We start from the raw sequence: 26,083 nt of genomic DNA on the forward strand, positions 1-26,083 counted from the left end.
AAAGCCACCTGGGATGAAAAGTTCTGGAACCCAAAACCTCTGGCCGATGACGTGATATTGCCTATGCCGTGCGACGGTGCCATGGCATTTCGCAAAGTCGCTATCCCGCTGAATAAACCGCTGGAAGATTACAACATCACGCTGGGGCAAGAAGGCGACGACTGGGGATACGTTGAACAATCTCGCCAGGAACACATTGCAGGCAGTTTCCCGGAGAAGGGTGGTAAGGGCCGTTATTACCTGATGGCCAAATATGAACTGAGCGACCTGCAGTATCGCGCGCTTTCTGGGGAATGCCCGACGACGGATATGAAAGGACGTTTACCGAAGGTGAGTATTGGCTGGATGGATGCCATGGTATTCGCAAATCAATACAACCTGTGGTTACGAAAAGAAAAACTTTCTGCACTGCCTGAAGATGATGGTCAGGCGGGATTTTTACGGCTTCCGACAGAAACCGAGTGGGAGTTTGCCGCACGCGGCGGGCTCGCGGTTTCCCCCGCAGAGTTCCGCGATCGCCACTTCCCCATGCCTGAAGGATTAAACGGTTATGTCTGGTTTGCGGGGGCACAGTCTGCAAATGGAAAACTTCAGCTTACCGGCCTGCTGAAACCTAACCCGCTCGGATTGCACGACATACTGGGCAACGCAGCAGAGATGATGTTTGACCCGTTCCGCCTGAACAAGCTCGATCGCCTGCATGGTAAGGCTGGGGGCTATGTCGTTCGGGGGGGCAGTTATATGACTCCTCAGGCGGATATCCGCAGTTCACTGCGTGGAGAGGAGCCGTACTATGCCAATGCGGGCGAGAATACAACCAAAAGCACCGGTGTTCGTCTGGTTTTAGTTTCCACAACCCTGACATCACGCGAGCGGGTGAAAGAGATTGAAAAAGAGTGGCAATCATTAGGCACGGGTAAAAAGGAGACACCTGCAGGCAAAGCTGATGATTCGCTAAAAAACCTGAATGCTATCTCGGCAAAAGTCCAGGATGACGCACTGAAGAAACAACTTGAGCAACTGCGCGGTGAGCTGCGCGCAAATAGCCAGCTTCGGGATGAACAACGGGATCAGGCAATACGCACATCGTTACAGTTGGGCGCCTTTTTGTGCACAAAAATGAAAGATGACGGCGAGTTTTACGATCGTCTCAACCAGCTCTTCACCAAAACCTGTGCCGCAGGCAGCCAGCTTGATGCTAATTGCTCCCGCCGTCAGGAACAGCTTGGTCAACATCAAAAAGCCCTTGATTTTATTACCAGTTATTACGCTGACACCCTTGTAGACATGGGCACAACCTATGACAAACCCCTCATCGAACCGCAGGTCGCTGTCGTATTGCAACAGATGGCTGCACGCGGAAAAACCAACCTTAACGGTTATCTCGATACCTACTGGAAGAACCTTCAGGGGTACTGGAAAGATGGAAAAGTTGCGCGCGAGGCGTGGCTTAGTTCATGTAAAAAAAATAATTAAATAGTTCAGGAGATTGGAATGTTAAAGGTTATTCGCACAGCAGTGATAGCAGGAATGATGGTATTTCTGGCGGGGTGCCAGAATGGCAGTACGGGAAGTAGTGGCGGCGTCGACCCGCGCCTTGCCAATAATCAGGACGTTGAGTTTTTCAATAAATCAGGCTGGCAGGCCTGTGCTGGCGGCGCGGTAATCGGCGCACTGGCCTGCGCTGTCAGTAACTCCAGCAACAAAGCGGTATGTATGGCCGCCGCCGCTATCGCCGGTTGCGGTGTGGGTATGGGGGCTAACGCCTATCTGGATAATCAGCGCAAAAAATACGCCTCCCAAGAGCTGCAGTTAAACGCAACGATTAAGGATGTTGAAGCCGAAAACAAACGCATTCAGAACGCAACCAGCGTTGCAAAATCGGTTATCGACTCTGATAAAAAGACCCTCGCTCAAATAGAAAAAGATATGGCTGCAAACACGGTGAAAAAAGACGCCGTACAGAAGCAAATTAAAGGAGTGGATGCCAACATTGCTTACCTTCGCGGCACCATCACCGACATGAAAAAACATGAGAAGCAGTGGCAGGACGTTTCTGCAGACATGAGCAAATCCGGCAGTGATACCCAAAATCTGGATAGCGAGATTGCGTTGATGCGCGACAAAATTGGCTCTCTGCAGGGCGAGCTCGATAGCCTCTATACCCAGCGCACCGCGCTGAAAGTCGGTTGAGGGGAATAGCAATGCGTTATATTTTTCTTGCACTCAGCGCACTCATATTAGCCGGCTGTGCCACTAACGCGCGAGATTGTGACCCGACAACCGGTGATGTCAGCATTATTACCAAATTTAACTGCAACTACTCCGGCACCTGGGATAAGCGCGTTGAAGATAAACAAAAAACGCTGCAACACGATCAGGAACTGAATAAAGAGTTCAAAGCGGTGAATGATGCGATTGAAAAAGAGAAAGCACTGAGCAATGCCAACGTAGCCAGTAAACAAAAATCGCAGCAAGAACTGCAAAAGTCGATGAACAATCTGGTCGCCCAGTTGAAGAAAAAAACAGCTGGCCGGGCTGATGCTCAAAAGCAAGTTTCAGACCTGGAAAAAAGTATGAAGGAGGCGCAAAACAAACCAAGCGCTTCCGAATTGCAAAAACAGATGGAACTGCAGAAGCTGCAGGGACAGCTGAATGAATTACAAGAAACACTGGCTTCACAATAATAAAATAGCAGCCGGATTACCGGCTGCTTTACCTGCTAAGGAAAAATAACGTTGAAATCTCAATTACTCTCTGCTGGATTATTGACACTTCTGGCGACAACGCCAAGCGTTCATGCTGCACCGCCTGAGCCTGAACTTATTTTCAACTGCGAACTCACGAACGGAAAATACGTTATCGTCCGTCTGGATCACGATGTTCCTACTTATTATTACGGCTCACTTGAAAAAGTAGAAATGACTCTCCCCCAAAATGAGGGAGACAAAACGCAGGTTCGCCTGGGTGAAATGACGTTCTCAGGTGGAGGCGCTTATTATTATCGTTTCATCAATGGCAACTACAGCTATGTTGTTTATAGCGGTACGGGAAAAGGATGGGATTATACCGGCCTGAAAGTATATAAAAACCAAAAGCTCATCATGAAAAAAGAGTGCACTAATGGGGGGTTTTTACCTAATGAATATCGCGGTCAAGGCCTCGTAAAAGAAGCGGACACCGGTGATGATGCAACATACGGTTATGTTGATTAATACATCATTTTCAGGATGGTAAAATATGATGAGCCGTTACTTACACTGTAGCACAGTATTCGCATGTCTTTTATTCGCTGCTCCAACTCATGCGATTGAGATCTGGCACTCAAACACCGTCTGGGCAAATCAAGGGATGTGCAGCGCCACTTTCACGCTGGACAGTGGTATGGAAAGCGTTGGTTCGTTAGAGATAGGCTTTGACCTCGTTGATGCAAAAAATAACCTTGTAGCTCATGATACTTTGCAGGTAGACCCATTCGGCGATTCTGATGCCACGCGATACCAAACGGCTTTCGCCGAAGGCGAGCATTATTGCGAAAGCAATCTCACGCTGCGCCTGACGTCACTGGCATTAGTTAACGGAAAGACCAAACAGCCTTTACCTCTCAGTTTGCTTACACCAAGGGCATTTATTCCATTCCCTATCATTAACCCGCAGGCAGATCACTAATATGTCTATAGACGCTGAAGCAAACTCAACACCTGACAATAATGGACCTGCCCTTTGCTTTTTGTTATTACTTATCTTTGGCGGGTTCGTTTTCTTTATACCTGCAAGCGTTGTGGTCGCCTTCCCGGCCGTTCTCGCCGGTTCCTTCCTGTATTTTATCTGGTATCTTATTTCGGAAGGGCATTTAGGTAATATTCTTGGCAGTATGATCGTCAGCATGATACTTATGGCTATCGCCGCAGCTATTCCTGTCATTGGCTGGATATTGTTACTTCTGTGGATCTTCTACAATATTGCGAAAGCCTTTGAGACGATAAAAACATTACTTCCCGATGCGCTCTTTAGCGCTGTTCTTTATGGATGTTTGCTCTTTCCCGTTATCCAGGAAATGGCAATGGACGGGGAGAGCAACATGGCTGCCACTATCGCTTGTGGTGTCGTGTACGTGATAACTGCAGGGCTTTATTGTTCCAGGTTAACGCAGCTGGCAACCAACACTAAGCAAAGTATTTTCTATTTTTCAATTATGTGGCTTTCGGTCCCACTTATCGCACTTCTGATCGTCTCGATTGTGGCATCCTTGCGCGCGGCATTCAGAACCGTGCTGACCCCGGTGCAGACCGTGGTCAAAACCCCGCAAAACGTATCAGCGCATATGCGAGGCGGGAGCCATGTCAACGCTTACACCCGAACTGTGACCACTATTCAACATAGCGTGACCTCCCAGACGCTTCCGGGGATGGGAGCTGTTGGGGCCTCTATGGTTGGTTCCGTATCGGAGGCAACGATAACAACACCACAACAGCCACAGCAAACCTTGCCAGCGCTGGAACACAAACCAGCCGGGGGTGAATTGACACAGTATGCGACGAACAAAGACCACAATTTTTACCGCTACGACAATCTCAACGCGAAAAAAATAAGCAATTTCGTCCAGGCGGCCAGTCATCGTCAATCACTGCCTCCTCTCACGGAAGATGCGATCCTGTTCTACTACGACGAAACGGTTTTCGGCCAAGGGGATCATGGTGTGGTATTAACCGATGACGGTGTTTTTTGCGTGTTGGGAAAATTGTATGAAACTTTCTACGCCCGCTTCAGCGAAGTCAGTAGCGTAGTCATAAAAGGATCCTTTAATAAAAAAATTGTCCTGCATATGAAGAATGGCCAGAAACATAATATTGAACTGACTCAATCAAATGCCGGGGCAAAAAAAATCTACGAACTTATCAGCATCGCAGCCCAGAATTAAGTAATCCTCCAGGCACCCGCTCAACGGGTGCCTTTCAGACTTCCGCATGACACATTCTGACAGTTTCACGCTTTATCGTGATCGCCATATTTACAGCGGCTTATATCGTTATGTTAAGAGAGAACTGTCATGAGGCCTGAAATGAGCGATTTCACTGAACTGCCGGTCACTGGCTTTGTTAAGACCACAACAGCGGTCTACACGCGTAAACAGAACCCCTCGGTATTCTCGCCCGTGGCGCGTGAACTCCCTGCGGGAAGCCAGCTGACGGTGCAGGCTGCGGTGATGGGGGATGCGGTGGAAGGCAACGTGCACTGGTATCGCATTGATGAGGATACATACATCTGGGCGGGGGCATGCACACGGCTCGATCCTTACCCGGCGTTTCCGCCAGGCACGCGAACGAACTGGATGGCGGTGGTGTTCGAGGTACGCTAGGTCCGGCGTAGGTCGGGTAAGGCGAAGCCGCCACCCGACTCAAACACGCCGCGAAAACTTAATCCAGCTTCAGCTCGTCATAATGGGTAATCAGTTTACCCACGATACCGTAGTCCAGCGCTTCTGCCGGAGACATCCAGAAGTTGCGGTCGGTGTCTTTTTTCACTTTTTCCAGCGGCTGGCCGGTGGCGTCAGCGATCAGCTTGTTCACGCGATCCAGCATGCGGATGATCTCGCGCGCTTCGATCTCAATATCCGTCGCCTGACCGCGCACGCCGCCCAGCGGCTGGTGGATCATAAAGCGGGTATTTGGCAGCGAGTAGCGGTGCTCTTTTTTCGCCGCCAGGAAGATGGTGATCCCGGCGCTCGCCACCCAGCCGGTGCCGATGACGTGCACTTCCGGGCGGATGAACTTGATGAAGTCGTGGATGGTATCGCCCGCTTCCACGTGGCCGCCCTGGCTGTTGATGTACAGCTTGATCGGATCGTTGCTGACGCTTTGCAGCAGGATCATCTGGGTGATGACCTTCTGCGCCAGCTCCTGGTTGATCTCACCGGAGATCACAATCGAACGAGACTCCAGCAGTTTTTGCTGCAGAGCGCCCGCGCCGTTTGCCCCTTCCGCTTTTTCCTTGTCGCTATCTTTCAGTGTGTAGTGCATTGTTATTTCCTCAGCTTGTCGCGCTCAAAACCAGAGTGTAGCCTGTTTTACCGGTGAAAGTCCTCACAGACAAATAACCAGGGAGCTTATGAATATTGCCCATGTCGCACTCTGGACCCGCAGCCTGAACGCGCAGGTTCAGTTCTGGGAAACGGTGTTTGGTGGCCGCAGTAACGAACGCTACGTCAGTAAAAATCGTCCCGGTTTCGAATCACACTTTATTACGCTGGATGACGGGCCGACCATCGAGCTGATGACGCTGCCGGATCTGCCCGACGCCCCTGCACACCCGGAGTTTATCGGCTGGGCGCATATCGCCATCAACGTCGGCAGCAAAGCGCAGGTAGACAGCATGGCCGAGCGGGCACAGGCCAACGGCACGCTGCTCAGCGCCCCTCGCATGACCGGGGACGGCTTCTATGAAGCGGTAATTGCGGATCCGGACGGCAACCGCATCGAGCTTGTGGGTGCATAAAATCAGCGTTTCGTTGCTTAGCCACCCCGGTCACGGATCGCTATACTTCATCTTCATACGGTTATCATATTGTTAAATGATAATGATAGTTAATGTGTTAAGATGAAAGTCAGCATAAACAGTCCCTTACGTAACCGGCGGGATTGTTTGCATCCTCGACATGTAAATCAGCACCGGGGCGGTGAATGGAACACATTGTGTATGTGGTTGATGACGATGACGCAGTCAGGCAGTCCGTGATCGGGCTGCTGGATTCGGCGGACCTGAACGCCGTCGGCTTTTCATCGGCAGAAGCGTTTCTTCAACACCGCTTTGAAGAGCTCCCGTCGTGCGTGGTCCTCGATATGCAAATGCCCGCCATCTCGGGCTTTGAGGTGGCTGACGCCCTAAAGGACAGCGGGCGCGAGATCCCGATTATTTTTCTTACCGGCCACGGCACTATCCCGATGTCGGTGCGCGCCATTAAAGGCGGCGCGTACGAATTTCTCACCAAGCCCGTCGAATCCACCGCGCTTATCGACGCCATCGAGTCCGCGCTTCAGCTGGCGGAACACAACGCCGTGCGCAATAAAGAGCACTACGCCCTGAAGCAGCGCCACATGTCCCTCACCCCGCGCGAGCACGAGGTGCTGACGCTGGCGATAAGCGGCATGCTGAACAAGCAGATTGCCGCCGAGCTGGGCGTCAGCGAGATCACGGTGAAGGTGCACCGCCGCCGCGTGATGGAGAAAATGCAGGTGCGCTCCGTGGCGGAGCTGGTCAGGGCCGTTGAGCGCCTGACCAATAGCCAGCCTGCGGAATAACCTTTACCCTTCCTGCGCCGCCAGCGGCAGCGCAAACGCAAACACCGTGCCGTACGGCTCGCGGCGGCGCGCGCTCAGCTTCCCGCAGTGGCGCTCAATGATGCTGGCGCTGATGGTCAGCCCCATACCCATCCCCTGCGCCTTGGTGGAGTAGAACGAGTCAAAAATCTGCTCCAGCCGCTCGGGCTCAATGCCGCTCCCGGTATCGGCGATCTCGACGATCACTTTTCCGTCCGCGTTGGCGGTGCTGAGGGTTATGGTGCTGGCGCGATCCTTCACCTCGGCCATCGCCTCTACCGCATTCATCACCAGGTTCAACAGCACCTGCTGGATCTGCACGCTATCGCCGGTGATAAAGCTGTCCTGCGCCTGTAACAGATAATCAACGCTAATGTGTCTCTGCTCCAGCTCGCTGCGCGAAAGCGTGATGATATGGTGGATCAGGTAGTGCATGTCGATGCGCGAGAAGGTGGGATCCTGCTTGCGCGTCAGGGACTGGATGCTGCGAATGATCTCCCCCGCCCGCGCGCCTTCTGCGGCGATCTCCTCCAGCCCCTCACGCACTTTATCCAGCCGGGCGGGCTCGCGGTTGAGCCAGCGCAGGCTCGCCCCGGCGTTCGAGACGATCGACATCAGCGGCTGGTTGATCTCGTGGGCAATGGATGAGGTCAGCTGTCCGACGGTGGTGGCCCGGGACACCCGCGCCAGATCCGCCTGCGCGACCCGCATGGCATCCTCCGCCGCGCGCTGCCCGGTGATATCGGTGATGATGCCATAATACTCGTTCACCTCGCTGCCCACGCCCACCGGATCGCCAATCCCGAGTATGTAGCGCGTTGAGCCGTCGGTACGCTTAACGCGAAACTCCGCGCGCATGGAGAGCCCGTCGCGCACGCTTTGGGTGACGATGGCGCTGATGCGGGCGTAATCGTCCTCATGGACGAAGGTCAAAAACTCCGCCATGGAGATCGTCTTTTGCTGCCCGGGCAGGCCGAGAATGCGGGCGTACTCTTCCGAGACAAACATCAGATCCTGCTCCAGCTCCCAGCGCCAGCTGCCGGTGTGGCTGATCTGCTCGCCGAGCATCAGCGAGGTCTGGCTGGATCGCAGCTCTTTCTCCACCCGTCGGCGCTGGATGTTCTCCGCCAGCAGCTCGGCGTACAGCCGCGCCGTCTCAAGGGATACCGCAGCCTGCGCGCCCAGCAGGCTCACCACGCGCGAGTGCTCGGCAGTGAAGACCTCCGGCATCAGGCGGTTTTCGAGGTAGAGCACGCCCACCAGCCGCGCCTGTTTGAACATCGGGACGCACATGACCGCCGCCCCCGAGGTCACCAGATAAGGGTCCTGACTGAAGGGATGGAACTCCTCCGGCCTGCCGGTGCGGATCTCCTGCCCGGTGCGGATCACCGCCGCCAGCACCGACAGCGGCAGGTCGGTAGCCGTCGGCACGTCTTTCAGGATCCGCACCCGCACGCCCTCGGTGCTGGTCCAGGCGCTGGCCTCAATCTCCGGGATGAGGCTCTCGCTCACGCGCAGCAGCAGGCCGCGCTGCGCCCCGGCGCGTTCGAGCAGGATGGTCATCAGGTTTTCGATTAAGCGCTCCAGGTTAATCTCTTCCGACAGCGCGCGGGAGGCTTTGATGACGCTTTGCAGATCGCGGATCGTCTCATTCTGGGCGAACGCCACCGTGTCGTAGGCGCTGGCCTGCCCGGAGGTCAGCAGGTGCGGGAAATCCTGCTCCAGCTGGCGCACCTTGGCCTGCGCGCCCGCGCGGCCCCAGGCGGCAATCGAGCCGCGGAAGTGCGCGTCTGAGGCGGTCGGGTAGCCGCAGGACAGCGCAAAGCGGCCCGCCAGCTCGTGGGCCAGAGCGTTGATCGGGTTAAAGCCGCCCTCGCGGGAGAGCCGGACCGCCTTCTCATACTGCTCGAGCGCAATGCTGTTCATTCCGTCCAGACGCACGATTTCGGCGTAAATCAGCGCCTCTTTATCCGCGAACGTGCCGGGATTTACGCGCGCCCAGAGGGCGATTTTGTCGTAGTGGGCGTGAATGCTGCGGCGGTGGTTCGCCGAGAAGGTCTCCGGCGTCAGCTGACGGGAGAGCGCCAGGGCGCTGTAGAGATGGTAATCCAGCAGATGGATGTGGCCCGGCGCAGACCACGCGTACCAGCCCGCCATCTCGAGATCCGCCTGCGCGTCGGCATATTCGCCGCAGGTAAAGTGCGCCATGCCGCGATACAGCCAGTACCAGAACAGCATGGTGGAGTTCTTCTCCGGCGCCTGCTCCGGCGACGCGGGAAGCAGCGCCTCCGGCAGCACCTGCGACGCGCTCCAGGTGCCGATGACCGGCGTGCGCAGAAACTCAACGTAGCCGCGCTGGACCATCAGAATGGTCTCCACGTCCTGGAAGTGGGTTTTACGCACGAACGCCAGGCCGCGCTCGATGCTGGTCAACACCCCGTCCAGGTGATCGCCCCGCGAGAGGAAGTTAATCACCTGGTGGCAGGCCGCAAAGCAGGCCATCGTCATATCCCCGTGGGTCACCGCCGAGGTGAAGCAAGCCTTCGCGCATTCGATGGTAAACGATAAAGGCTGGGTCCAGACGCTGAGCTGGTCGAGCGGCAGCAGGGTTTTGGCTTCGAACGCGTCGTAGCCGTGGCGATTCACCAGCTCGCGGGCAAGGGTGCCGTACTGGAACCCGAGGCGATACTCGGCGTAGCGGTGGCCAATCAGCACGCCAAACCAGGCCATCGCCGTGGTGGAGGCGCCGGTAATGCCGTGGTCGAGGGTCAGGTGCATCATGCGGCAGAGCAGCAAAAAGTGCAGGCGCGGGCAGATGAAGCCGGCGCAAATGCTGGCGCTGTAGAGCAGGTTCATCACCGCTTCGGTTTCCGGGTTATCCATCCGCGACAGCTGGGCAAACAGGTTTTGCGGCGCGTCGGCCGTGCGGTTGCAAAAGAGCGTCCAGGCCTCGTCGCAGTCGGCATCTTCCGGATAGCGGCTAATCTGGATCCCAAAAATCCCCAGCCAGCAGAGTGCCGCCTCCAGCGCCAGACGGCTGTCCGACTGGCGAATGTACACCTCCACCAGCAGGTTGGCCGCCAGCGCCTTTTCGGTCAGCCCGCCGGGGCAGCCGAGAATGGCGTCACACAGCTCGCGGGTGCGCTCCAGATGCCCCAGCGCAAACTCGCAGCCCGCCTCTTCGATATCGAGCATAAAGTCCGACACCGTCCCGGCGTTGCCCAGCGCTCTGGCGGTCTGGATATAGCCGAGCGCCGAAGGATAATCCCCCGAACGCTTCGCGCGCCGCGCGGCCAGCAGGCTCAGCTCGCGGAACATCTCGCGCTGCGGGGCGGGCTGGATGCTGTCCAGCGCGGCCGTGACGTGGTGCACGGCGCGGAACAGCAGCTCGTTCCCCGCCGCCTGGCGCGCGGCGTCGGCCAGCAGGCTGGCGGTGGTCAGGTGAATATGGCTTCTCTCATGCCGATCCAGCAGCGCAAAGGCGGCCTCCTGCACCCGGTCATGGGTGAAGGCGTACTTTTTTTCCGCCAGCACGATGAGCTGGGCCATCACCGCCGGGTGCAGCGCATAGCGCATTTCCGCCATCGACATGCCGACCACGCGGCAGATCATCTCCATCTCGCCCGTGCCGCCGAGGCAGGCGATGCTGCCCAGCAGGCGGCGCGTCTCGTCGGGGAGTTCTTCAAGCTGCTCCAGCACCAGGGTGACGAGGTTTTCGGTGTAATGCCTGGCGCGGATCGCCTGCAGATCGTAGTGCCACTTGTCCTGATATTTGTTGTGCACCACCAGGCCGTCATCCACGATGCGGCGGAAAAACTCGTGCACAAAGAGCGGGTTGCCGCCCGTCTTCTCGTGGATCAGCGTGGCGAGGTCGGTCGTCGCCGCGCTGCGGGTGCGAAATACCGTCGCCAGCCAGCGCGCCACCGCTTTCACGGAAAGCGCCTGCGGGACAATCTCGCTCGCGTTTTGCGCCGCCTCCGGCAGGCCTGCCAGCAGCGCCTGCAGGGCGGCGTCGGGCACGGCGCTGATATCCCGGTGGGCCGCGACCACCAGCAGCGGAACAGCGCCGCAGTTCATCAGCAGGTATTTAAGCGTATGCAGGCTGGCGGCGTCGCTCCACTGGAGATCGTCGAGCACCAGCACCAGCGGGCAGCCCTGCGAGGCAAAGGTTTTTACCAGCGCCAGCACCATATGGCTGAAGCGCGCCCGGGCATCTATGGAAAACGTATCGGCCGAGAAGCGCGGCTTGCTCTCCAGCAGCAGGCCCAGCTCGGGCACCAGGCTGACGGCCAGCGCCTCGTGCCCCTCCAGGGCGCGAGACAGGCGGATTTTCCACTTCGCCACCTCCTCTGCGGGCAGCCCCAGCAGGTGCAGCGTCAGGGTGCGGAACGCGGAGCTTAATACGCCGTAGGGCAGCGACGGCGAAAACTGGTCGACTTTGCCCACCGCCAGCAGCACCGTACGCTGCTGCAGCGTTTTAAGCGCCGTCGCGATAATTGAGGATTTGCCGATCCCCGACGGCCCGCCAATTGTCACCAGCTCCGGCACCAGGTTCTGACTCACCCGCTCAAACGCCGCAATAACGTCGTTCGCCTGCGGATGCGTCGCGAACAGGGAGTCCGCCAGATGGATCGCCGGAGTGCGGTCCTGCTGGCCGGGCGTAAAGGCGACGATCTCGCCCTCGCAGGTCAGCGTCGCCTGGCAGCGGCGGAGGTCGGCAATCAGCCCGTCGACCGTCTGGTAGCGGTTATCGGGGTGCTTTTCCAGCAGCTTCAGGATGATGGTCGACAGCATTCCCGGCACGTCCGGGCGGATCGCGTCCGGGGCCAGCGGCGCGGAGGCAATATGGTAGTGCGCCCAGTTGTCCCGATCGTCCTCCCCCAGCTCAAACGGCAGGCGTCCGGTCAGGAGTTCATACAGCACCATGCCGAGGCTGTAGAGATCGCTGCGGCCGTCGACGGGGCGCTGGGTGCGGGTGGTGTGCTCCGGCGACATATACGCGGGCGTACCGCCTGAAACGGCAAGCCGGGTCTGGGTGATGGCATCGGAGAGACTGCTGGAAAGGCCAAAACTGCCCAGACGGCAGGTGCCGTCGTGATGAACAAAAATACTGCCGGGCTTGATATCGCCGTGGATCAGGTTTTGCAGATGCATCTGGCGCAGGGGAACGCAGATCTGGATAGCCATCTCGAGAAAGCGCGTGATGCCCGAGATCGCCCTGCCCGCGCGCCGCGCCAGCAGCTCAAACGAAAACGGGGCGTACACCAGCGCGAAGCGCCCCCGGTACTGCGTTGACGCAACGGCGCGAATGGCCCAGCTGTCCTGCAGCACGTCGCGCAGCGCAAACTCGTTTTTGAGCAGCCGGGTGGCCCGCTCTTCCTCTTCGTCGCTGACCGCGGTAGCGATAATGAACGAGCCGCCGGAATGAGGATGTCGCGCGTGCATCCAGGCGATTCCGCCCTCCTGCGCCAGCACGGTAAAAATCACATCCTCTTTAAGGACAAAAACCCGCCCCTGGTGAAGATTCCCCAGGGCGGGCCAGAATGCAGGCTGCTCGTGTTCGTTCATCCGCGATCCTTATTGTCGGCGGGCCATCTCCCGCTGAATATGATCCAGCAGAATATCGATGTTAATGGGCTTACGCAAAAATGCAGCGGCGCCCAGATCAAGAGCGTACCGCTGCATATTTTCATCAGCATGACCGGAGATAAAGAGCACGGGCGGAGGCGGTACGGCCAGCAGCCGCAGCTTTTCAAACAGCTCCAGGCCGCTCATGCCCCGCAGCTTGATGTCGGTGATCACCAGCGCCGCACCGGACAGGGCGAAAGGATGGCTCAGAAACACCTCTGCCGAATCAAACGTATCGGCGGCATAGCCTTCCGACTCCAGGAGATTACTCAGCCCGCTGCGGACGGATCGTTCGTCATCAATGATGGCAATGCGCCACGGCAGCGTCATGCTCTCTTTCCTCTCACAAATCATTAAACGTCGCGATCGTCCTTCGCGGGCGCAGGGGGCGCCGTGCCGCTGATTTTCGGCACGCATTCGTGACGAAACCAGGCGAGGGTAAGCGGTTCGCGACTCAGTAAACGCCGTCCCACCGGGATGAGCTGCTCGCCCACCAGCATGCCAAACAGACCAAGCAGGGCGACAACCGGCGGTGCCGGGGAATGCACGTCGAGCAGGGCGTAAATTACCCCAGCAACCACGCCGCACACCAGCGAAATTATCCATGCTTTCATGACGACGCTCCCGTCTGCGAGTTGACCTGCGGAACGGTCACCGGAGGCGGCGGCGTGCCGTCGCGGGATAACAGATGTCGCGTCGCCTGTTCACCCGCCAGCATCCCCAGCAGGCCAATCAGCGCCAGCGCGGGCGGCGCGGGGGAGCGCACCTTCAGCACGGCATACATCAGGCCAATCAACACGCCTGCCGCAAGGGATATCAGCCCAGTACTCATTGTGAACTCCAGAGAAAGAGGCAGCGGCGAGCCGGATGAGGGACCAGCCCGCCAGCGGAACTTAGCGAGCCGGGACCGGCGCTAAGGTGCGGTGCTCGCTCTTCTGGCGAGACGGCGCTTTGTGCACCATGGTGTAGGCGTAATCCACGCCCATGCCGTACGCGCCGGAGTGCTCGCGCACGATATCCATCACCGCGGTGTAGGTTTCTTTACGCGCCCAGTCGCGCTGCCACTCCAGCATCACCTGCTGCCAGGTCACCGGGATCACGCCCGCCTGGATCATGCGCTGCATCGCGTAGTCGTGGGCTTCTTTGGAGGTGCCGCCGGACGCGTCCGCCACCATATAAATTTCGTAATTGCCTTCCAGCATCGCGCACAGGGCAAAGCTGTTGTTGCACACTTCGGTCCACAGGCCGGCAACCACCACTTTCTTCTTGCCGTTGGCCTGCAGCGCGTCACGCACCTTCTGGTCGTCCCAGGAGTTCATGGAGGTACGCTCCAGAATGTCCTGGCCCGGGAACACGTCCAGCAGCTCCGGATAGGTGTTACCGGAGAAGCTTTCGGTCTCAACGGTGGTGATGATGGTCGGGATGTTGAACACCTTAGCCGCTTTCGCCAGCGCCACGGTGTTGTTTTTCAGCACCTGACGGTCAATAGACTGCACGCCAAACGCCATCTGAGGCTGGTGATCGATAAAGATTACCTGACAGTTCGCAGGGGTTAACACTTCGAGCTTTGAAGAGGTCATAGCATTTTCCAGTGGTTAAGGGTGAAATCGCCGCGAGCGCCGCGACGATAAAGTCACCCTCATCCTGCGGTTTTCCGTCTTTGCGCGTAATTATCTATTCGTATAGTTAACCTTAGGTATAGTTATACTTTGGTATACCTATCCTATTGTATAACTGGATCTTTGCCGAAACCGGTTCCCATAATCCTGACCATTCCCCTCTCAGTCAGGAGCAGTTTATGGTTACCCTTGGTAAAGCCGATCTCATTCTGGTTAACGGCCAGTTTCACACCGTCGATCGCGAGAACCCCGTCGCGGAAGCCGTTGCCGTGCGCGACGGAAAATTTCTGGAAGTGGGTACCGTCGCCGAGGTGATGCAGCACCACTGCGAAGGCACCAAAGTGGTCGACTTAAAAGGCCACACCGCCATCCCCGGCCTGAACGACTCGCACCTGCACCTCATTCGCGGCGGGCTGAACTACAACCTTGAGCTGCGCTGGGAAGGCGTGCCGTCGCTGGCCGACGCCCTGCGGATGCTGAAAGAGCAGGCCCTGCGCACGCCGTCGCCCCAGTGGGTGCGCGTGGTGGGCGGCTGGACCGAGTTCCAGTTTGCCGAGCGCCGGATGCCGACCCTGGACGAAATTAACGACGCCGCGCCGGATACCCCGGTCTTCATCCTGCACCTGTACGACCGCGCCCTGCTCAACCGCGCCGCGCTGAAGGTGGTCGGCTACACCAAAGACACGCCAAACCCGCCGGGCGGGGAGATCCAGCGCGACGCCAACGGCAACCCGACCGGGATGCTGATTGCCCGTCCGAACGCCATGATCCTCTACGCCACGCTCGCCAAAGGGCCGAAGCTGCCGCTGGAGCAGCAGGTTAACTCCACCCGTCAGTTCATGCGCGAGCTGAACCGCCTGGGGCTGACCAGCGCCATCGACGCGGGCGGCGGCTTCCAGAACTACCCGGAAGATTACGAGGTGATTGCCGAGCTGCACGAGAAAAAGCAGATGACCATCCGCATCGCCTACAACCTGTTTACCCAGCGTCCGGGCCACGAGCTGGAAGATTTTGAAAAATGGACCGACATGCTCACGCCGGGCCAGGGCAGCGACTTCTTCCGCCACAACGGCGCGGGCGAGATGCTGGTCTTCTCCGCCGCCGATTTTGAAGACTTCCTCGAGCCGCGCCCGGACCTCGCGCCGGGCATGGAGGACGAGCTGGAGCGCGTGGTGCGCCATCTGGTGGAGCACCGCTGGCCGTTCCGCCTGCACGCCACCTATAACGAATCCATCAGCCGCATGCTGGACGTCTTCGAGAAGGTGAACCGCGACATTCCGTTCAACGGCCTGCACTGGTTCTTCGACCATGCGGAAACCGTTACCCAGGCCAACATCGACCGCATCAAAGCGCTCGGCGGCGGCATTGCCGTCCAGCACCGCATGGCGTTCCAGGGCGAGTACTTTGCCGAGCGCTACGGCATCGAAGCTACCCGCCACACGCCGCCGGTGGCAAAAATGCTCGAGACCGGCGTGCCGGTGGGCTTAGGGACGGACGCCACCCGCGTGGCGAGCTACAACCCGTGGACCGCGCTCTACTGGCTGGTCTCCGGCCGCACCGTCGGCGGGATGCAGATGTACGACCATAGCGCCCGTCTGGATCGCGATACCGCCCTGATGCTCTGGACCCAGGGCAGCGCGTGGTTCTCCAGCGAGCAGAATCAGAAGGGGCAGATCAAGGTCGGCCAGCTCGCCGACCTGGCCGTGCTGAGCAAAGACTTCTTCCGCGTGCCGGAAGAGGAGATCAAGGGCATTGAATCCGTTCTGACGGTGGTCAACGGCGACATTGTGTACGCCGCAGGCGCTTTTGGCCCGCTCGCGCCGCCGGCCATTCCGGTTCTGCCCGAGTGGTCCCCGGTGGTCAAGGTACCGGGCCACTACCGCAGCGCGCCGCCGCAGGCCGCCCGCGTCGGGATGAGCGCCATCCACCACTGCAGCGGCCCGTGCGGGGTTCACAGCCACCAGCATGATTTCGCCCGCACGTCAGAGATGCCGGTGTCCGACGATAACGCTTTCTGGGGGGCGCTGGGCTGCAGCTGCTTTGCATTCTGATGAAAAACACCTTTGCTCCGCCCCGGGTCGACCTGGGGCTGTTCTTCCTGCGCCTGACCGGCAGCCTGCTGCTGCTGTACGTGCACGGCCTGCCGAAGGTGCTGCACTTCAGCGACGAGCTGACGCGCATTGAAGATCCATTCGGCTTCGGGCCTTACGCCAGCCTGATCCCGGCGATTGTCGCCGAGGTGATTTGCCCGCTGTTTATCATTGCGGGCGTGTACACCCGCCTGGCGTGCCTGCCGATTATCGCCGTGCTGCTGGTGGCGATGCTGGCGGTCCACCCGAACTGGTCGATTGCCGAAGGGCAGTTTGGCTGGCTGCTGCTGATTATCTTCACCACCCTCGCCCTCACCGGGCCGGGCCAGTGGCGGCTGCAGCGTAAGACAGCGGAGAGGTACGCATGACGCAGGTTAACGACGTTCGCGACGCACACGTCGAGACGACGCCCGCACCGACGGTTTCGCCCTGGCAGCCGCTGAGCCAGCCGGTGTTCCGCATGCTGTGGATCGCCACGGTGGTCTCTAACGTCGGCTCATGGATGAGCGACGTCGGCATCAACTGGAGCATGCTGACCCTGAGCGCCGACCCGCTGGATATCGCGCTGGTGCAGGCGGCCAGCAGCCTGCCGATGTTCCTCTTCGCCCTGCCGTCCGGGGTGATGGCGGACATCGTCGACCGGCGTAAATACCTGCTCTTCTCCCAGCTGTGGGTGTTCATCGCCGCCGCCGGGCTGACGGTGCTCTCCTTCACCGGACACGTCACCCCCGCCGTTCTGCTGGTGGCGACGTTTCTGCTGAGCGTGGGCGCGGCGATGAGCTCGCCGCCGTTCCAGGCCGTGGTGCCCGATCTGGTGAGCAAGCCGGAGCTGGGCGCCGCCGTGGCCCTCAACTCGCTCGGGGTTAACATCAGCCGGGCAATTGGCCCCGCGCTGGGCGGTTTCCTGCTGTCGCTCGCCGGGCCGTGGATGGTGTTTGCCCTGAACGCGCTGTCCGTGGTCGGCGTGGCGTGGGTGCTGTGGCGCTGGCGTCCGGCACCGTCCATACAGCGCCTGCCGCCGGAGCACTTCTTCTCCGCGGTGCGCTCCGGGATTCGCTACGTGCACGCCGCGCCGGTGCTGCGCAACGTGCTGGTGCGCACCGTGGCCTTCTTCGTTTTCGGCAGCGCGGGCTGGGCGCTTCTGCCGCTGGTGGCGCGCCGCGAGCTGGGCTTAGGCCCGGCGGGCTACGGCGTGATGCTGGCGTGCATTGGCCTGGGGGCGATTGCCGGGGCCATTCTGCTGCCGCGCCTGCGCCAGCGGCTCGACGCCGACCGCCTGATGGTGGCCGCCAGCCTGACCTTTGCCCTTACCATGCTGGCGCTGGCGTTCGTGCGTCACGTCTGGCTGCTCAACCTGTTTGAGTTTTTCACCGGCTTCGCGTGGATTGCGGTGCTTTCAACTCTGAATATCGGCGCGCAGCGCAGCGCCGCCCGCTGGGTGAAGGCCCGCGCCCTGGCGGTCTACCTGACGGTGTTCTTCGGCTCGATGACCGCGGGCAGCGCCATTTGGGGGCAGATCGCTTCCCGCTTCGGCACCCCAACCTCGCTGGTTGTCGCCACGCTGGGGATGGTGCTGGCGAGCGCCACCGTGTTCCGCTGGAAGCTGGGGAAAGATCCGGACCTGAACCTCGACCTGAGCGGCCAGCCGCTGGACGGCGTGGAGATCGATCTGCCCAACGAGCGCGGCCCGGTGCTGGTGTCGCACGAGTACATCATCGACCCGCAGAATACGAAGGCCTTCCTGGAGGCGGTTCACGAGCTGCGCCGGGTGCGCCGCCGCGCCGGGGCGATGAGCTGGGCGGTGTACGAGGATATTGAGCGTCCCGGCCTGTTTATCGAGACCTTCCTGATGGGCTCGTGGATTGAGCATCTGCGCCAGCAGGAGCGCCACACCATGAATGACCTCCTGCTGCAGAGCCGCGTTCTGGCTTTTCATCAGGGCACAACATCACCGGCAATACGCTACCTGGTCGCGCCGGTATAACCATAACCATCACCTGCACAGGAACACACTATGGCAACGTTTAAGGCAAAAGACGGCACGCAGATTTACTACAAGGACGGCGGCGCGGGCAAACCGGTTCTCTTCAGCCACGGCTGGCCGCTGGACGGCGACATGTGGGACAGCCAGCTGAACTACCTGGCCGAGCGCGGCTTCCGCGCCATCGCCTTTGACCGTCGCGGCTTTGGCCGCTCGGATCAGCCGTGGAACGGCTACGACTACGACACCTTTGCGTCCGACATCAACGACCTGATCACCACCCTGGACCTGCAGGACGTGACGCTGGTGGGATTCTCCATGGGCGGTGGCGACGTAACCCGCTACATCAACAACTACGGCAGCGCGCGCGTGGCCGGTCTGGCGCTGCTGGGCGCGGTGACGCCGATCTTCGGTAAATCCGACTCCTTCCCGCAGGGTGTGGATCAGAGCGTGTTCGACGGCATTCGCGACGGACTGCGTAAAGATCGCGCCCAGTTCATCAGCGACTTCGCGACGCCGTTCTACGGCATCAACGCCGGGCAGACCGTTTCCGCCGGAGCCCTGACCCAGACGCTGAACATCGCCCTGCTGGCGTCGCTGAAGGGTACCATCGACTGCGTGACCGCGTTCGGCGAAACGGACTTCCGCCCGGATATGGCGAAAATCGACGTGCCGACGCTGGTGATCCACGGCAGCAACGACCAGATCGTACCGTTTGAAAGCACCGGCAAGCTGGCGGCGGAGATGATCAAAAACGCCACGCTGAAGGTGTACGACAACGCGCCGCACGGCTTCGCGCTAACCCACCAGGACCAGCTTAACGAAGACCTGCTGGCGTTTGTGAAGTCGCTGTAATTTTTTCCAGGCCGGGTAAGGCGCAGCCGCCACCCGGCGCTTTCGCTCCGCCAGCGTCACGTAGCCAGTGATCGCTGAGACAGGACCTGCAGGCTGAAGGTGCGCGCCTCAAGCCTCGTCTGAGGTAAACACCATGCCCGCGTAGGGCTTCTCCCGACACGCCGCCAGCCGCACGGCGAGGCTGCCCACGTGCAGCTCCAGCTTGTGCCCGTCCGGGTCGAGAAAATAGAACGACGCCCCCTCGCTTTTGTTCTGCTTCCAGACGGTGACGCCCGCCTGCTCAAGCCTTTGCGAGAGCGGTTCAAAATCTTCTTCCGCCACGGTAAACGCGTAGTGGGTGTAGTCGCTCTCCTGCGGCGGCACGTACTCGCGCGCCTCGTCGTACGACAGGCAGACCCACAGATCGCCGCAGGTGAGATAGGCCCCGGTATTCCAGCGGGCGTGCAGCGTCAGCCCCAGCAGCTCGTGCCAGAAGGTGACGCTTTTTTGCAGGTCGCTGACCGCGAGGGTCAGATGATTGAGTGATTGCAGCATGACGTGCCCTTTTGTTTTTCGCGCCGGACGTGATACGGTAAAAGCATGAACATAAACCACGCCGTGCTCACCGTAAACCGCTGGTGGCTGCCTTCTTAAAGGCGGCTCGGAGTAGTTTTCCCCATTTTCAGATAGCCGCCGAAAGGCGGCTTTCACATTTCTAAGACCCCTTTCGGCAACTGCACATTAAGGAGTCTTTATGAACACGCAAACCATCCTCACCGGCGACCGCCCAACCGGCCCGCTGCACCTCGGCCACTTCGTCGGATCGCTTCGCCAGCGCGTGGCGCTCCAGCAGACGCACAGCCAGTTTGTGCTGATTGCCGACCTGCAGGGGCTGACCGACAACGGCAGCAACCCGCAGAAGATCCGCGACAACATCCCCGAAGTGCTGGCCGACTACCTCGCCGCCGGCATCGACCCGAACCTGACCACGATCTGCCTGCAGTCCGCCCTGCCCGCCCTCGCCGAGCTGACGATGCTGTACATGAACATCGTCACCGTCGCCCGCGTGGAGCGTAACCCGACGGTGAAAAACGAGATTGCGCAGAAGGGCTTCGCCCGCTCGCTGCCGGTCGGGTTTATGGCCTACCCCATCAGCCAGGCGGCGGACATCACCGCGTTCAAAGCTGAGTGCGTGCCCGTCGGCGACGACCAGCTGCCGATGATTGAGCAGACCAACGAGATTGTGCACAAGATGAACAGCCTGCTGCCCGCTCCGGTGCTGCGCCACTGCAAGGCGATTCTGAGCGACACCAGCCGTCTGCCCGGCATCGACGGCAGCGCCAAGATGTCGAAATCGCTGGGCAACACGCTGCACCTTTCGGCCAGCGAAGAGACCATTCACCGTGCGGTCAGCGCCATGTTCACCGACCCGAACCATCTGAAGGTGAGCGACCCGGGGCAGATTGAGGGGAACGTGGTGTTTACGTACCTCGACGCGTTTCATTCGGACAAGGAGAAAGTGGCGGCGATGAAGGCGCACTATCAGGCGGGCGGGCTGGGTGACCGGGTTTGTAAGAACGAGCTGGAGGGGTGCCTGCAGGAGCTGATTGCGCCGATGCGTGAGCGGAGGGCGATGTATATGCAGGATAAGGGGGAGCTGATGGCGATGCTGAAGCGTGGCACGGAACGGGCGCAGGGGGTGACGCAGGAGACGTTGAGGGAGGTGAAGGTTGGGCTGGGGGTGCCGGTGTTTAGTTAAGTTAGAATTAGCGGTGGAGTGAGTGGGAAGAGTACGAAGCCGCTAACTCGATTATTACGGAAATAAACGAGGCGCAATAAAGTATTAAATCCTTTATTAGCCAATGCCGTTTATCATTCTTTCAGGAATGCTATATTCATGGCTTCTTTATATTTTTAATGCGCGGCGCAAAATGATATGAGTAAGTTAATTATTTCCATGCTGAATACATTACTGTGTGTTTTTGTGATTGCACTGTGCCTCATTTGCTTAGGTATCTCTGATAACTGGAAAGAATGCACTCTAGCTATAATCATTATTTTAGAAGGCACACACCTTACTTGTGTTTTACTGAATCGTGTATTGCCTCATAAGTTATCTATTTTAGAAGGAATACTGGAAGTATTGGGAGGACCACTATTAGTTATTGGCGCGATGGTGTGCATTGATGTATTAGAACCCTGGCCGCTAAAAATCATTGGGATGTTTGTGTGGGTTGTTTTAGTTTTTTTGGGACCTTCAATAATAAGCCCCAGGCGTTAACTCGGTCTATTAATCAATGTCTACGTCATTTCTTCACCCTCGGAATCCAACATAATGTACCCCACTCTTTCGCAGGTCATTGAGATTGTACGTCAGTCCTCGGGACATCATCGCAAGCGCATTGATGAGAACACCCTAATCGAAGCCGACCTTGATTTCTGCGGCATGGATGGCGATGCCCTGATTGAAGACTGCGAGGCAGCGTTTGGCGTTACGCTTGTCACTGAAGAAGATGGCTATGAGAAAACTTTTTCCCTCGCTGAAAACGAGTTTCTTTTTAGCACCGAGGGCATAGATTACTTCGGTATCTGCCGCCTGGTTCGCAGGCTACGGGGCATTCCGGAACCTGTGATACGCGATTTAACCGTTGGCGAACTCCATGCTGTCCTGGTTAAGGCTGTTAGAGAACAAATACATCATGATTGAGTGACTTTTAGCGTAGTGCGGGCATGCGCTCACATGCCCGTGCATACTGGCTTGAAGTTTAAACAGCCTGCCCACTCCCACGCTTAATCACCGGAACATCACCTGTATCATTCAATGCACCCGGGAAGGTCTTCAACCACTGCGCGACTTTCTGCTTATTTATATTCACCACGCTCATACCTTCCAGGCATCCCCATAATTCTCTTGTATGCTGTGGCGTAATCACGATGCAGTCTTTCATGGCGCGGATTTTTACCGGCATACCGTTGATAAAACCTGCGCGGGTTAACCAGTCGCCGCCCAGAAGAAGGTATTTAATGTCTATGCGTGCATAGAGTTCGCAGCAGGCTGCACTGTCCTGAGGCGTTTCAGCGCGGGGATGAACGGGTGCCGCGTTGGTTTGGTTTCCGTGAAGGCGGCGGGCGCTGTTTTTGCGTACCAGCTCGCGGTTTTCAATCATGCCGGTGAAAGCGTCTGATTCTGTTTTGCAAACAGTAAACTCTGGCTTAAAATTCGTCGCAGCCATTTTCAACTCCTTTTCAGTTGTTTGTGGTTAGCGGTATGGGGGTGTTGCAGCACCTTCATATCGCGAATTTTTCTTTAAATATTCTTCAATATTTCCTTTGCCGTTCGGCGTAATTTCTGGTGCTCATTATACAGGACTGAATATAAATACAGCGGTTTGGTGTGGGGTAAATTTGGAATTTGTGAGGGGGGTTCAGGAAATAGAGTTGTGTGCGGTAAGGTCATGTTTTGTTGATTGTGGGTTGATTGGTCTGAGTTTTGCGAGCATCATCGCAATTATTTATATTATTTCGCAAAGCAATAATTATCGGAAATTTACGGACCGTCCATTACCTATATTTATTGGGTAAATGTACTAATTTTTCGGCATCTGGCTTACATAGTACCCATCCAACCAATCCCCTATAACATTGATTAACACCTCATGTCCTTCTGGCAAAGCCAACTGCATTAGATTTAGCGGAAGTGCGGTTAATTCAATATTTTTCCCACCCAAAGCGGAAGGTACTAACCAAACTGTAGGTGCGCTATTTATAGCTACAGGATATGTTAATGAGACTCGCTGACAACCCAAAATATGACCTGCGGTAAGCACCTGATATGTATCCTGTGCCTTTGGTCGAGAATTAAATCTTTTATATTTAGCATCTGTTACTGCAGAAGGAACACCATCCGCATCATGAAAAATGACATCAGGGGTAGTTTTCAATAAGTCACCTTCCCCCATAATTACCTGACCGAACTTTTTCTCAGCTTTCGTGATTCGCTTTCCACGTAGATTGGCTGCACGCTGGCAAAGCCAATAAATATAATTTTCATAGATTGCGTCAGAATTCCACAAAAAACCTGACAATGAATATTTCCCGCTAGCGTGATGGACGCCAGCACCTTGCAATAGTAATAAACCAATAAACAACGCGGCCTCTAACCCCTTATGCTGAGGACCAAGATATATCCGTTGAGCGTCAAGTAAGCAAGGTGGACTTTTCCGAACATGAGCAAGGCTAGCCGCGATCTCAAGTAAAGCTCGAGACCGCCCAAGAGATTTAACAGTTGTCGCAAGGCACTGCGCAGTCCAACGGATCAACCTAGCCAAAGGTGTATCATTTGTCAGCAGATCCGCAATATAAGGAAGCACCCAAGGACGCGCTAACCATTCACCTAATCTGGAATAATCTAATTGGCCTCGAAGTGTATTCCCACTTTCTCGCTTAGCAAGATAGCTTTGAGGTAATCCGCGTGCCGCTCCTTTAGCAAAAGATGCTAGAAAAATTTCAGTAAGTAAGTCAGGGACTGATAACGAATCGAATTGATGTGCGCTAGTAAAATTGTCATCAATATACCCCCCCTCAACGACAGTTAAGATTCGCCATAATATTGATTGCCAGCAATCATTGGTACCACTGAGAAATTTTGGAACGATTTCAATATCCATCAGGCCAGCTCGTACTACACCTGTAACAGCTTCAGCCCTCAGAGTTACAAATTCCTTCCCTATATTCTCAATTCGTATAGGGTCAACTGAAAGGCCTAGAGATTTACGCCAGTGCTTATTTGCTTCAAGTAAAGCATCAAGGTCAATATCTTCCATAGAATGAACAACAGGGTCACCATATTCCTGTAGGATGATACGTTTACCAAATTTCAACGAGTTAACCACCTGAAAGACCTTTTGATAGTATCAATCTCAAGTTCACTAACACGCACAGGAGTAAGCGTTCTCGACACAATAGAGCTCGCCTGAGAAGTGCGAAGCGTCCACGCATAATTACCAACTGAAGGGGCTGCATCAACGTGTAAAAGTTCATTCAACTGCTCAGGTCTTCCTGAGTATCGGTCCTCAAGTTGGGGAAAAATAACTTCATCCCATGCCGATGCTAAACTTTGCCATGCCCTATCTTCATCAATCAACTGCTCAGCGTCATCTGTAAGGGTTGTACTAGCTGTAATTGAGGTAAAAAGGCCGTGGCCAAGTTCGAATTCCGGGCCTAAATCAGAAGCTATAGCAACATTTAACCTGTCCATTAGAAGATAGCCAGTGACATATGGGTTAAGAGTCTCCCAACTATCTTGAGTTAATGAACTTATTGCTTTTCTATCTAACCCCCAATGCCGGGCGAGAACACCAAGATTGGGGCGCATCTCTATCCTATCAAAACGCCGCGAGAGAGCACTGTCGATTGGTATAGCAGCTCTATCAACGCTATTCATTGTTGATACGATATAAATATGCTTAGGAAATGTGAAATGTTCAGGGATATCAGTCACTCTACCGTTTGGTCGGCAGATTTTTTCACTTCGCCCATCTTTATAATTAAGCTGACGGAGTGGTAAAGGAAGCGCAACCCGTCCTTCTTCACGATAATCAAAATCAAGAAAAGTCATGAACTCGCCAAAAATACGAGCAGCATTTCCTCGATTAATTTCATCAATAAAAACTACTACGGATTTGTAATCTGAAGTAGGATCATTGAGTTCTAAAGCTGCATCTAAAAAGAGTCCAGCCCATGGCTGAAGACGTGTGCCGTCTGGTGAAATTTCAGGGCGCAAGCCTAAAACAAAGTCTTCATAACTATAAGATTGATGAAAAGTAGTCCAAACAACCTTTACAGGTCTCGGTATGGCAATTTCTTTCTCTGGTCGAGTAAAAGGTACCTGAGTTTCATTTGGATCGAGGAGGATTCCTGTGGTGCTTTCAGGAGAAACACTTAAAAGCTGGAAAAGTTCACTTATAAGTCTGGTCTTTCCAGTTGCAGGCGGACCATATAAAAGAACATTCCTACCAGCTTCCCATGAAGCAAGTATTTCATTGAGTTTATTATCCATAACACACCTTAAGCAATAATAACGCCACCGACTCCGTCACCATAAAGTTGCCACATAGGATCTGTTGGTAACAAATCAGAAGGCCGATTACCTACTGTGTAGCCAGCAAAGTATTCTCCTTCAATTGTTTTCGCTAAATAAATACGTAGACCACCAGCAGGGAAGAACTGCCGTGCATCTTCTGTACTACTTACGCCGTCAGGGGCTCGTGGGAATCCATTTACTGAAGTCCAAGCAGGATGGCGCTGAGAACCGGGTTGCTGGCGATTCTGGCGGGCAATTCGCATCCGATTTCCAGCCTTCCGATGGAACTCAATAGGTCCATAGATATGAGGCTGTCCAATTACTTTTGCCTGTATAGTTATTACAGGAAGAACGCTCACGTCAATTGCAGCCACATCAAGAAAATCAAGGGTGGCGGCAACCATTGATCCCGGAATTTCAATATAGAGGGAGCCACCACCGCCCTCTATCCGATGAAATCGCTCGATATTGTAAAATTCGCCCGGTTGTACATTACGCCACCAAATACGGCTTATCACTAATTTGTTTGACAT

At 56.4% G+C, this 26,083-nt stretch carries 27 protein-coding genes; 16 read left to right on the plus strand and 11 right to left on the minus strand.

Features of this window, described 5'->3' with window-relative positions:
- Positions 1–81: 81 nt before the first annotated feature.
- From HCH49_RS13645 to HCH49_RS13675, 7 genes are all read left to right on the plus strand, one after another.
- Entirely contained in the window at positions 82–1,476 is a 1,395-nt protein-coding gene (locus HCH49_RS13645) for an SUMF1/EgtB/PvdO family nonheme iron enzyme (RefSeq protein ID WP_223998095.1), read from the plus strand.
- Positions 1,477–1,494: 18 nt separating this feature from the next.
- A complete protein-coding gene (locus HCH49_RS13650; RefSeq protein ID WP_033144530.1) occupies positions 1,495–2,193 on the plus strand; it encodes a hypothetical protein in 699 nt (232 codons plus the stop codon).
- A gap of 11 nt (positions 2,194–2,204) precedes the next feature.
- Entirely contained in the window at positions 2,205–2,687 is a 483-nt protein-coding gene (locus HCH49_RS13655; RefSeq protein WP_221702833.1) for a hypothetical protein, read from the plus strand.
- 51 nt (positions 2,688–2,738) lie between these two features.
- Positions 2,739–3,215, plus strand: coding sequence for a hypothetical protein (locus HCH49_RS13660; RefSeq protein WP_058840477.1), 477 nt, complete (start codon positions 2,739–2,741; stop codon positions 3,213–3,215).
- 25 nt (positions 3,216–3,240) lie between these two features.
- Positions 3,241–3,669 carry an IrmA family protein gene (locus HCH49_RS13665; protein ID WP_048980632.1) on the plus strand — a complete coding sequence of 143 codons (429 nt, stop codon included), beginning with the start codon at positions 3,241–3,243 and terminating at the stop codon, positions 3,667–3,669.
- Between the two features lies 1 nt (position 3,670).
- Entirely contained in the window at positions 3,671–4,921 is a 1,251-nt protein-coding gene (locus HCH49_RS13670; protein ID WP_143347584.1) for a hypothetical protein, read from the plus strand.
- 141 nt (positions 4,922–5,062) lie between these two features.
- Positions 5,063–5,359: a hypothetical protein gene (locus tag HCH49_RS13675; RefSeq protein WP_058840475.1), complete on the plus strand. Its 297-nt coding sequence runs from the start codon at positions 5,063–5,065 to the stop codon at positions 5,357–5,359.
- 58 nt (positions 5,360–5,417) lie between these two features.
- On the opposite strand, the gene HCH49_RS13680 is transcribed toward HCH49_RS13675, so the two are convergent.
- Positions 5,418–6,020, minus strand: a complete 603-nt coding sequence (locus HCH49_RS13680; protein WP_033144526.1) for an ATP-dependent Clp protease proteolytic subunit — start codon at positions 6,018–6,020, stop codon at positions 5,418–5,420.
- Positions 6,021–6,108: 88 nt separating this feature from the next.
- On the opposite strand from HCH49_RS13680, the gene HCH49_RS13685 reads away from it, so the two are divergent.
- Positions 6,109–6,495 carry a VOC family protein gene (locus HCH49_RS13685; RefSeq protein ID WP_039260954.1) on the plus strand — a complete coding sequence of 129 codons (387 nt, stop codon included), beginning with the start codon at positions 6,109–6,111 and terminating at the stop codon, positions 6,493–6,495.
- Between the two features lie 185 nt (positions 6,496–6,680).
- Complete coding sequence (locus HCH49_RS13690) at positions 6,681–7,298, plus strand: response regulator transcription factor (RefSeq protein WP_033144524.1); 618 nt, start codon at positions 6,681–6,683, stop codon at positions 7,296–7,298.
- Between the two features lie 3 nt (positions 7,299–7,301).
- On the opposite strand, the gene HCH49_RS13695 is transcribed toward HCH49_RS13690, so the two are convergent.
- The 5 genes from HCH49_RS13695 to HCH49_RS13715 all read right to left on the minus strand — a co-directional run bounded on the left by HCH49_RS13695 (position 7,302) and on the right by HCH49_RS13715 (position 14,524).
- Entirely contained in the window at positions 7,302–12,884 is a 5,583-nt protein-coding gene (locus tag HCH49_RS13695) for an ATP-binding protein (RefSeq protein WP_221702834.1), read from the minus strand.
- Between the two features lie 9 nt (positions 12,885–12,893).
- Positions 12,894–13,274: a response regulator transcription factor gene (locus HCH49_RS13700; protein ID WP_033144522.1), complete on the minus strand. Its 381-nt coding sequence runs from the start codon at positions 13,272–13,274 to the stop codon at positions 12,894–12,896.
- Between the two features lie 23 nt (positions 13,275–13,297).
- Positions 13,298–13,558: a XapX domain-containing protein gene (locus HCH49_RS13705; RefSeq protein ID WP_010427264.1), complete on the minus strand. Its 261-nt coding sequence runs from the start codon at positions 13,556–13,558 to the stop codon at positions 13,298–13,300.
- Positions 13,555–13,776: a DUF1427 family protein gene (locus HCH49_RS13710; protein WP_217072126.1), complete on the minus strand. Its 222-nt coding sequence runs from the start codon at positions 13,774–13,776 to the stop codon at positions 13,555–13,557. The genes HCH49_RS13705 and HCH49_RS13710 overlap by 4 nt, the downstream gene beginning before the upstream one ends.
- Before the next feature lie 61 nt (positions 13,777–13,837).
- Positions 13,838–14,524 (minus strand): hydrolase, encoded by a 687-nt coding sequence (locus tag HCH49_RS13715; RefSeq protein WP_221702835.1) that lies wholly within the window; start codon positions 14,522–14,524, stop codon positions 13,838–13,840.
- Between the two features lie 218 nt (positions 14,525–14,742).
- Here HCH49_RS13715 and HCH49_RS13720 point away from each other — a divergent pair, with 218 nt between their 5' ends.
- The 4 genes from HCH49_RS13720 to HCH49_RS13735 are packed head-to-tail and all read left to right on the plus strand — an operon-like array spanning position 14,743 to position 19,489.
- Positions 14,743–16,614, plus strand: coding sequence for an amidohydrolase (locus HCH49_RS13720; RefSeq protein WP_087823592.1), 1,872 nt, complete (start codon positions 14,743–14,745; stop codon positions 16,612–16,614).
- The gene (locus tag HCH49_RS13725) at positions 16,614–17,021 is read left to right on the plus strand and encodes a DoxX family protein (RefSeq protein WP_221702836.1); all 408 of its coding nucleotides are present in this window, start codon (positions 16,614–16,616) and stop codon (positions 17,019–17,021) included. Before HCH49_RS13720 ends, HCH49_RS13725 begins: the two co-directional genes overlap by 1 nt.
- The gene (locus HCH49_RS13730) at positions 17,018–18,637 is read left to right on the plus strand and encodes an MFS transporter (protein ID WP_221702837.1); all 1,620 of its coding nucleotides are present in this window, start codon (positions 17,018–17,020) and stop codon (positions 18,635–18,637) included. Before HCH49_RS13725 ends, HCH49_RS13730 begins: the two co-directional genes overlap by 4 nt.
- A 30-nt stretch (positions 18,638–18,667) precedes the next feature.
- A complete protein-coding gene (locus HCH49_RS13735) occupies positions 18,668–19,489 on the plus strand; it encodes an alpha/beta fold hydrolase (RefSeq protein ID WP_033144516.1) in 822 nt (273 codons plus the stop codon).
- A gap of 108 nt (positions 19,490–19,597) precedes the next feature.
- Here the strand turns inward: HCH49_RS13735 and fosA are convergent, their stop codons facing one another.
- The gene (gene fosA, locus HCH49_RS13740; RefSeq protein WP_221702838.1) at positions 19,598–20,023 is read right to left on the minus strand and encodes a FosA/FosA2 family fosfomycin resistance glutathione transferase; all 426 of its coding nucleotides are present in this window, start codon (positions 20,021–20,023) and stop codon (positions 19,598–19,600) included.
- A gap of 199 nt (positions 20,024–20,222) precedes the next feature.
- Here fosA and trpS point away from each other — a divergent pair, with 199 nt between their 5' ends.
- The 3 genes from trpS to HCH49_RS13755 all read left to right on the plus strand — a co-directional run bounded on the left by trpS (position 20,223) and on the right by HCH49_RS13755 (position 22,175).
- Positions 20,223–21,227 (plus strand): tryptophan--tRNA ligase, encoded by a 1,005-nt coding sequence (gene trpS / locus HCH49_RS13745; protein WP_221702839.1) that lies wholly within the window; start codon positions 20,223–20,225, stop codon positions 21,225–21,227.
- Positions 21,228–21,404: 177 nt separating this feature from the next.
- Positions 21,405–21,749: a hypothetical protein gene (locus HCH49_RS13750; RefSeq protein ID WP_221702840.1), complete on the plus strand. Its 345-nt coding sequence runs from the start codon at positions 21,405–21,407 to the stop codon at positions 21,747–21,749.
- 54 nt (positions 21,750–21,803) lie between these two features.
- Positions 21,804–22,175, plus strand: a complete 372-nt coding sequence (locus tag HCH49_RS13755; protein ID WP_221702841.1) for a hypothetical protein — start codon at positions 21,804–21,806, stop codon at positions 22,173–22,175.
- A gap of 58 nt (positions 22,176–22,233) precedes the next feature.
- Here the strand turns inward: HCH49_RS13755 and HCH49_RS13760 are convergent, their stop codons facing one another.
- From HCH49_RS13760 to HCH49_RS13775, 4 genes are all read right to left on the minus strand, one after another.
- A complete protein-coding gene (locus HCH49_RS13760) occupies positions 22,234–22,701 on the minus strand; it encodes a SymE family type I addiction module toxin (protein ID WP_211438493.1) in 468 nt (155 codons plus the stop codon).
- Positions 22,702–23,055: 354 nt separating this feature from the next.
- Positions 23,056–24,348 carry an McrC family protein gene (locus tag HCH49_RS13765; RefSeq protein WP_221702842.1) on the minus strand — a complete coding sequence of 431 codons (1,293 nt, stop codon included), beginning with the start codon at positions 24,346–24,348 and terminating at the stop codon, positions 23,056–23,058.
- On the minus strand, positions 24,345–25,526 hold the full coding sequence (locus HCH49_RS13770; RefSeq protein WP_221702843.1) for an AAA family ATPase: 1,182 nt from the start codon (positions 25,524–25,526) through the stop codon (positions 24,345–24,347). The genes HCH49_RS13765 and HCH49_RS13770 overlap by 4 nt, the downstream gene beginning before the upstream one ends.
- 8 nt (positions 25,527–25,534) lie before the next feature.
- Positions 25,535–26,083: a hypothetical protein gene (locus tag HCH49_RS13775; protein WP_221702844.1), complete on the minus strand. Its 549-nt coding sequence runs from the start codon at positions 26,081–26,083 to the stop codon at positions 25,535–25,537.

The sequence above is a fragment of the Enterobacter sp. Y17 genome, from assembly GCF_019730495.1.
GTDB classification, from domain to species: Bacteria; Pseudomonadota; Gammaproteobacteria; order Enterobacterales; family Enterobacteriaceae; genus Enterobacter; species Enterobacter asburiae_B.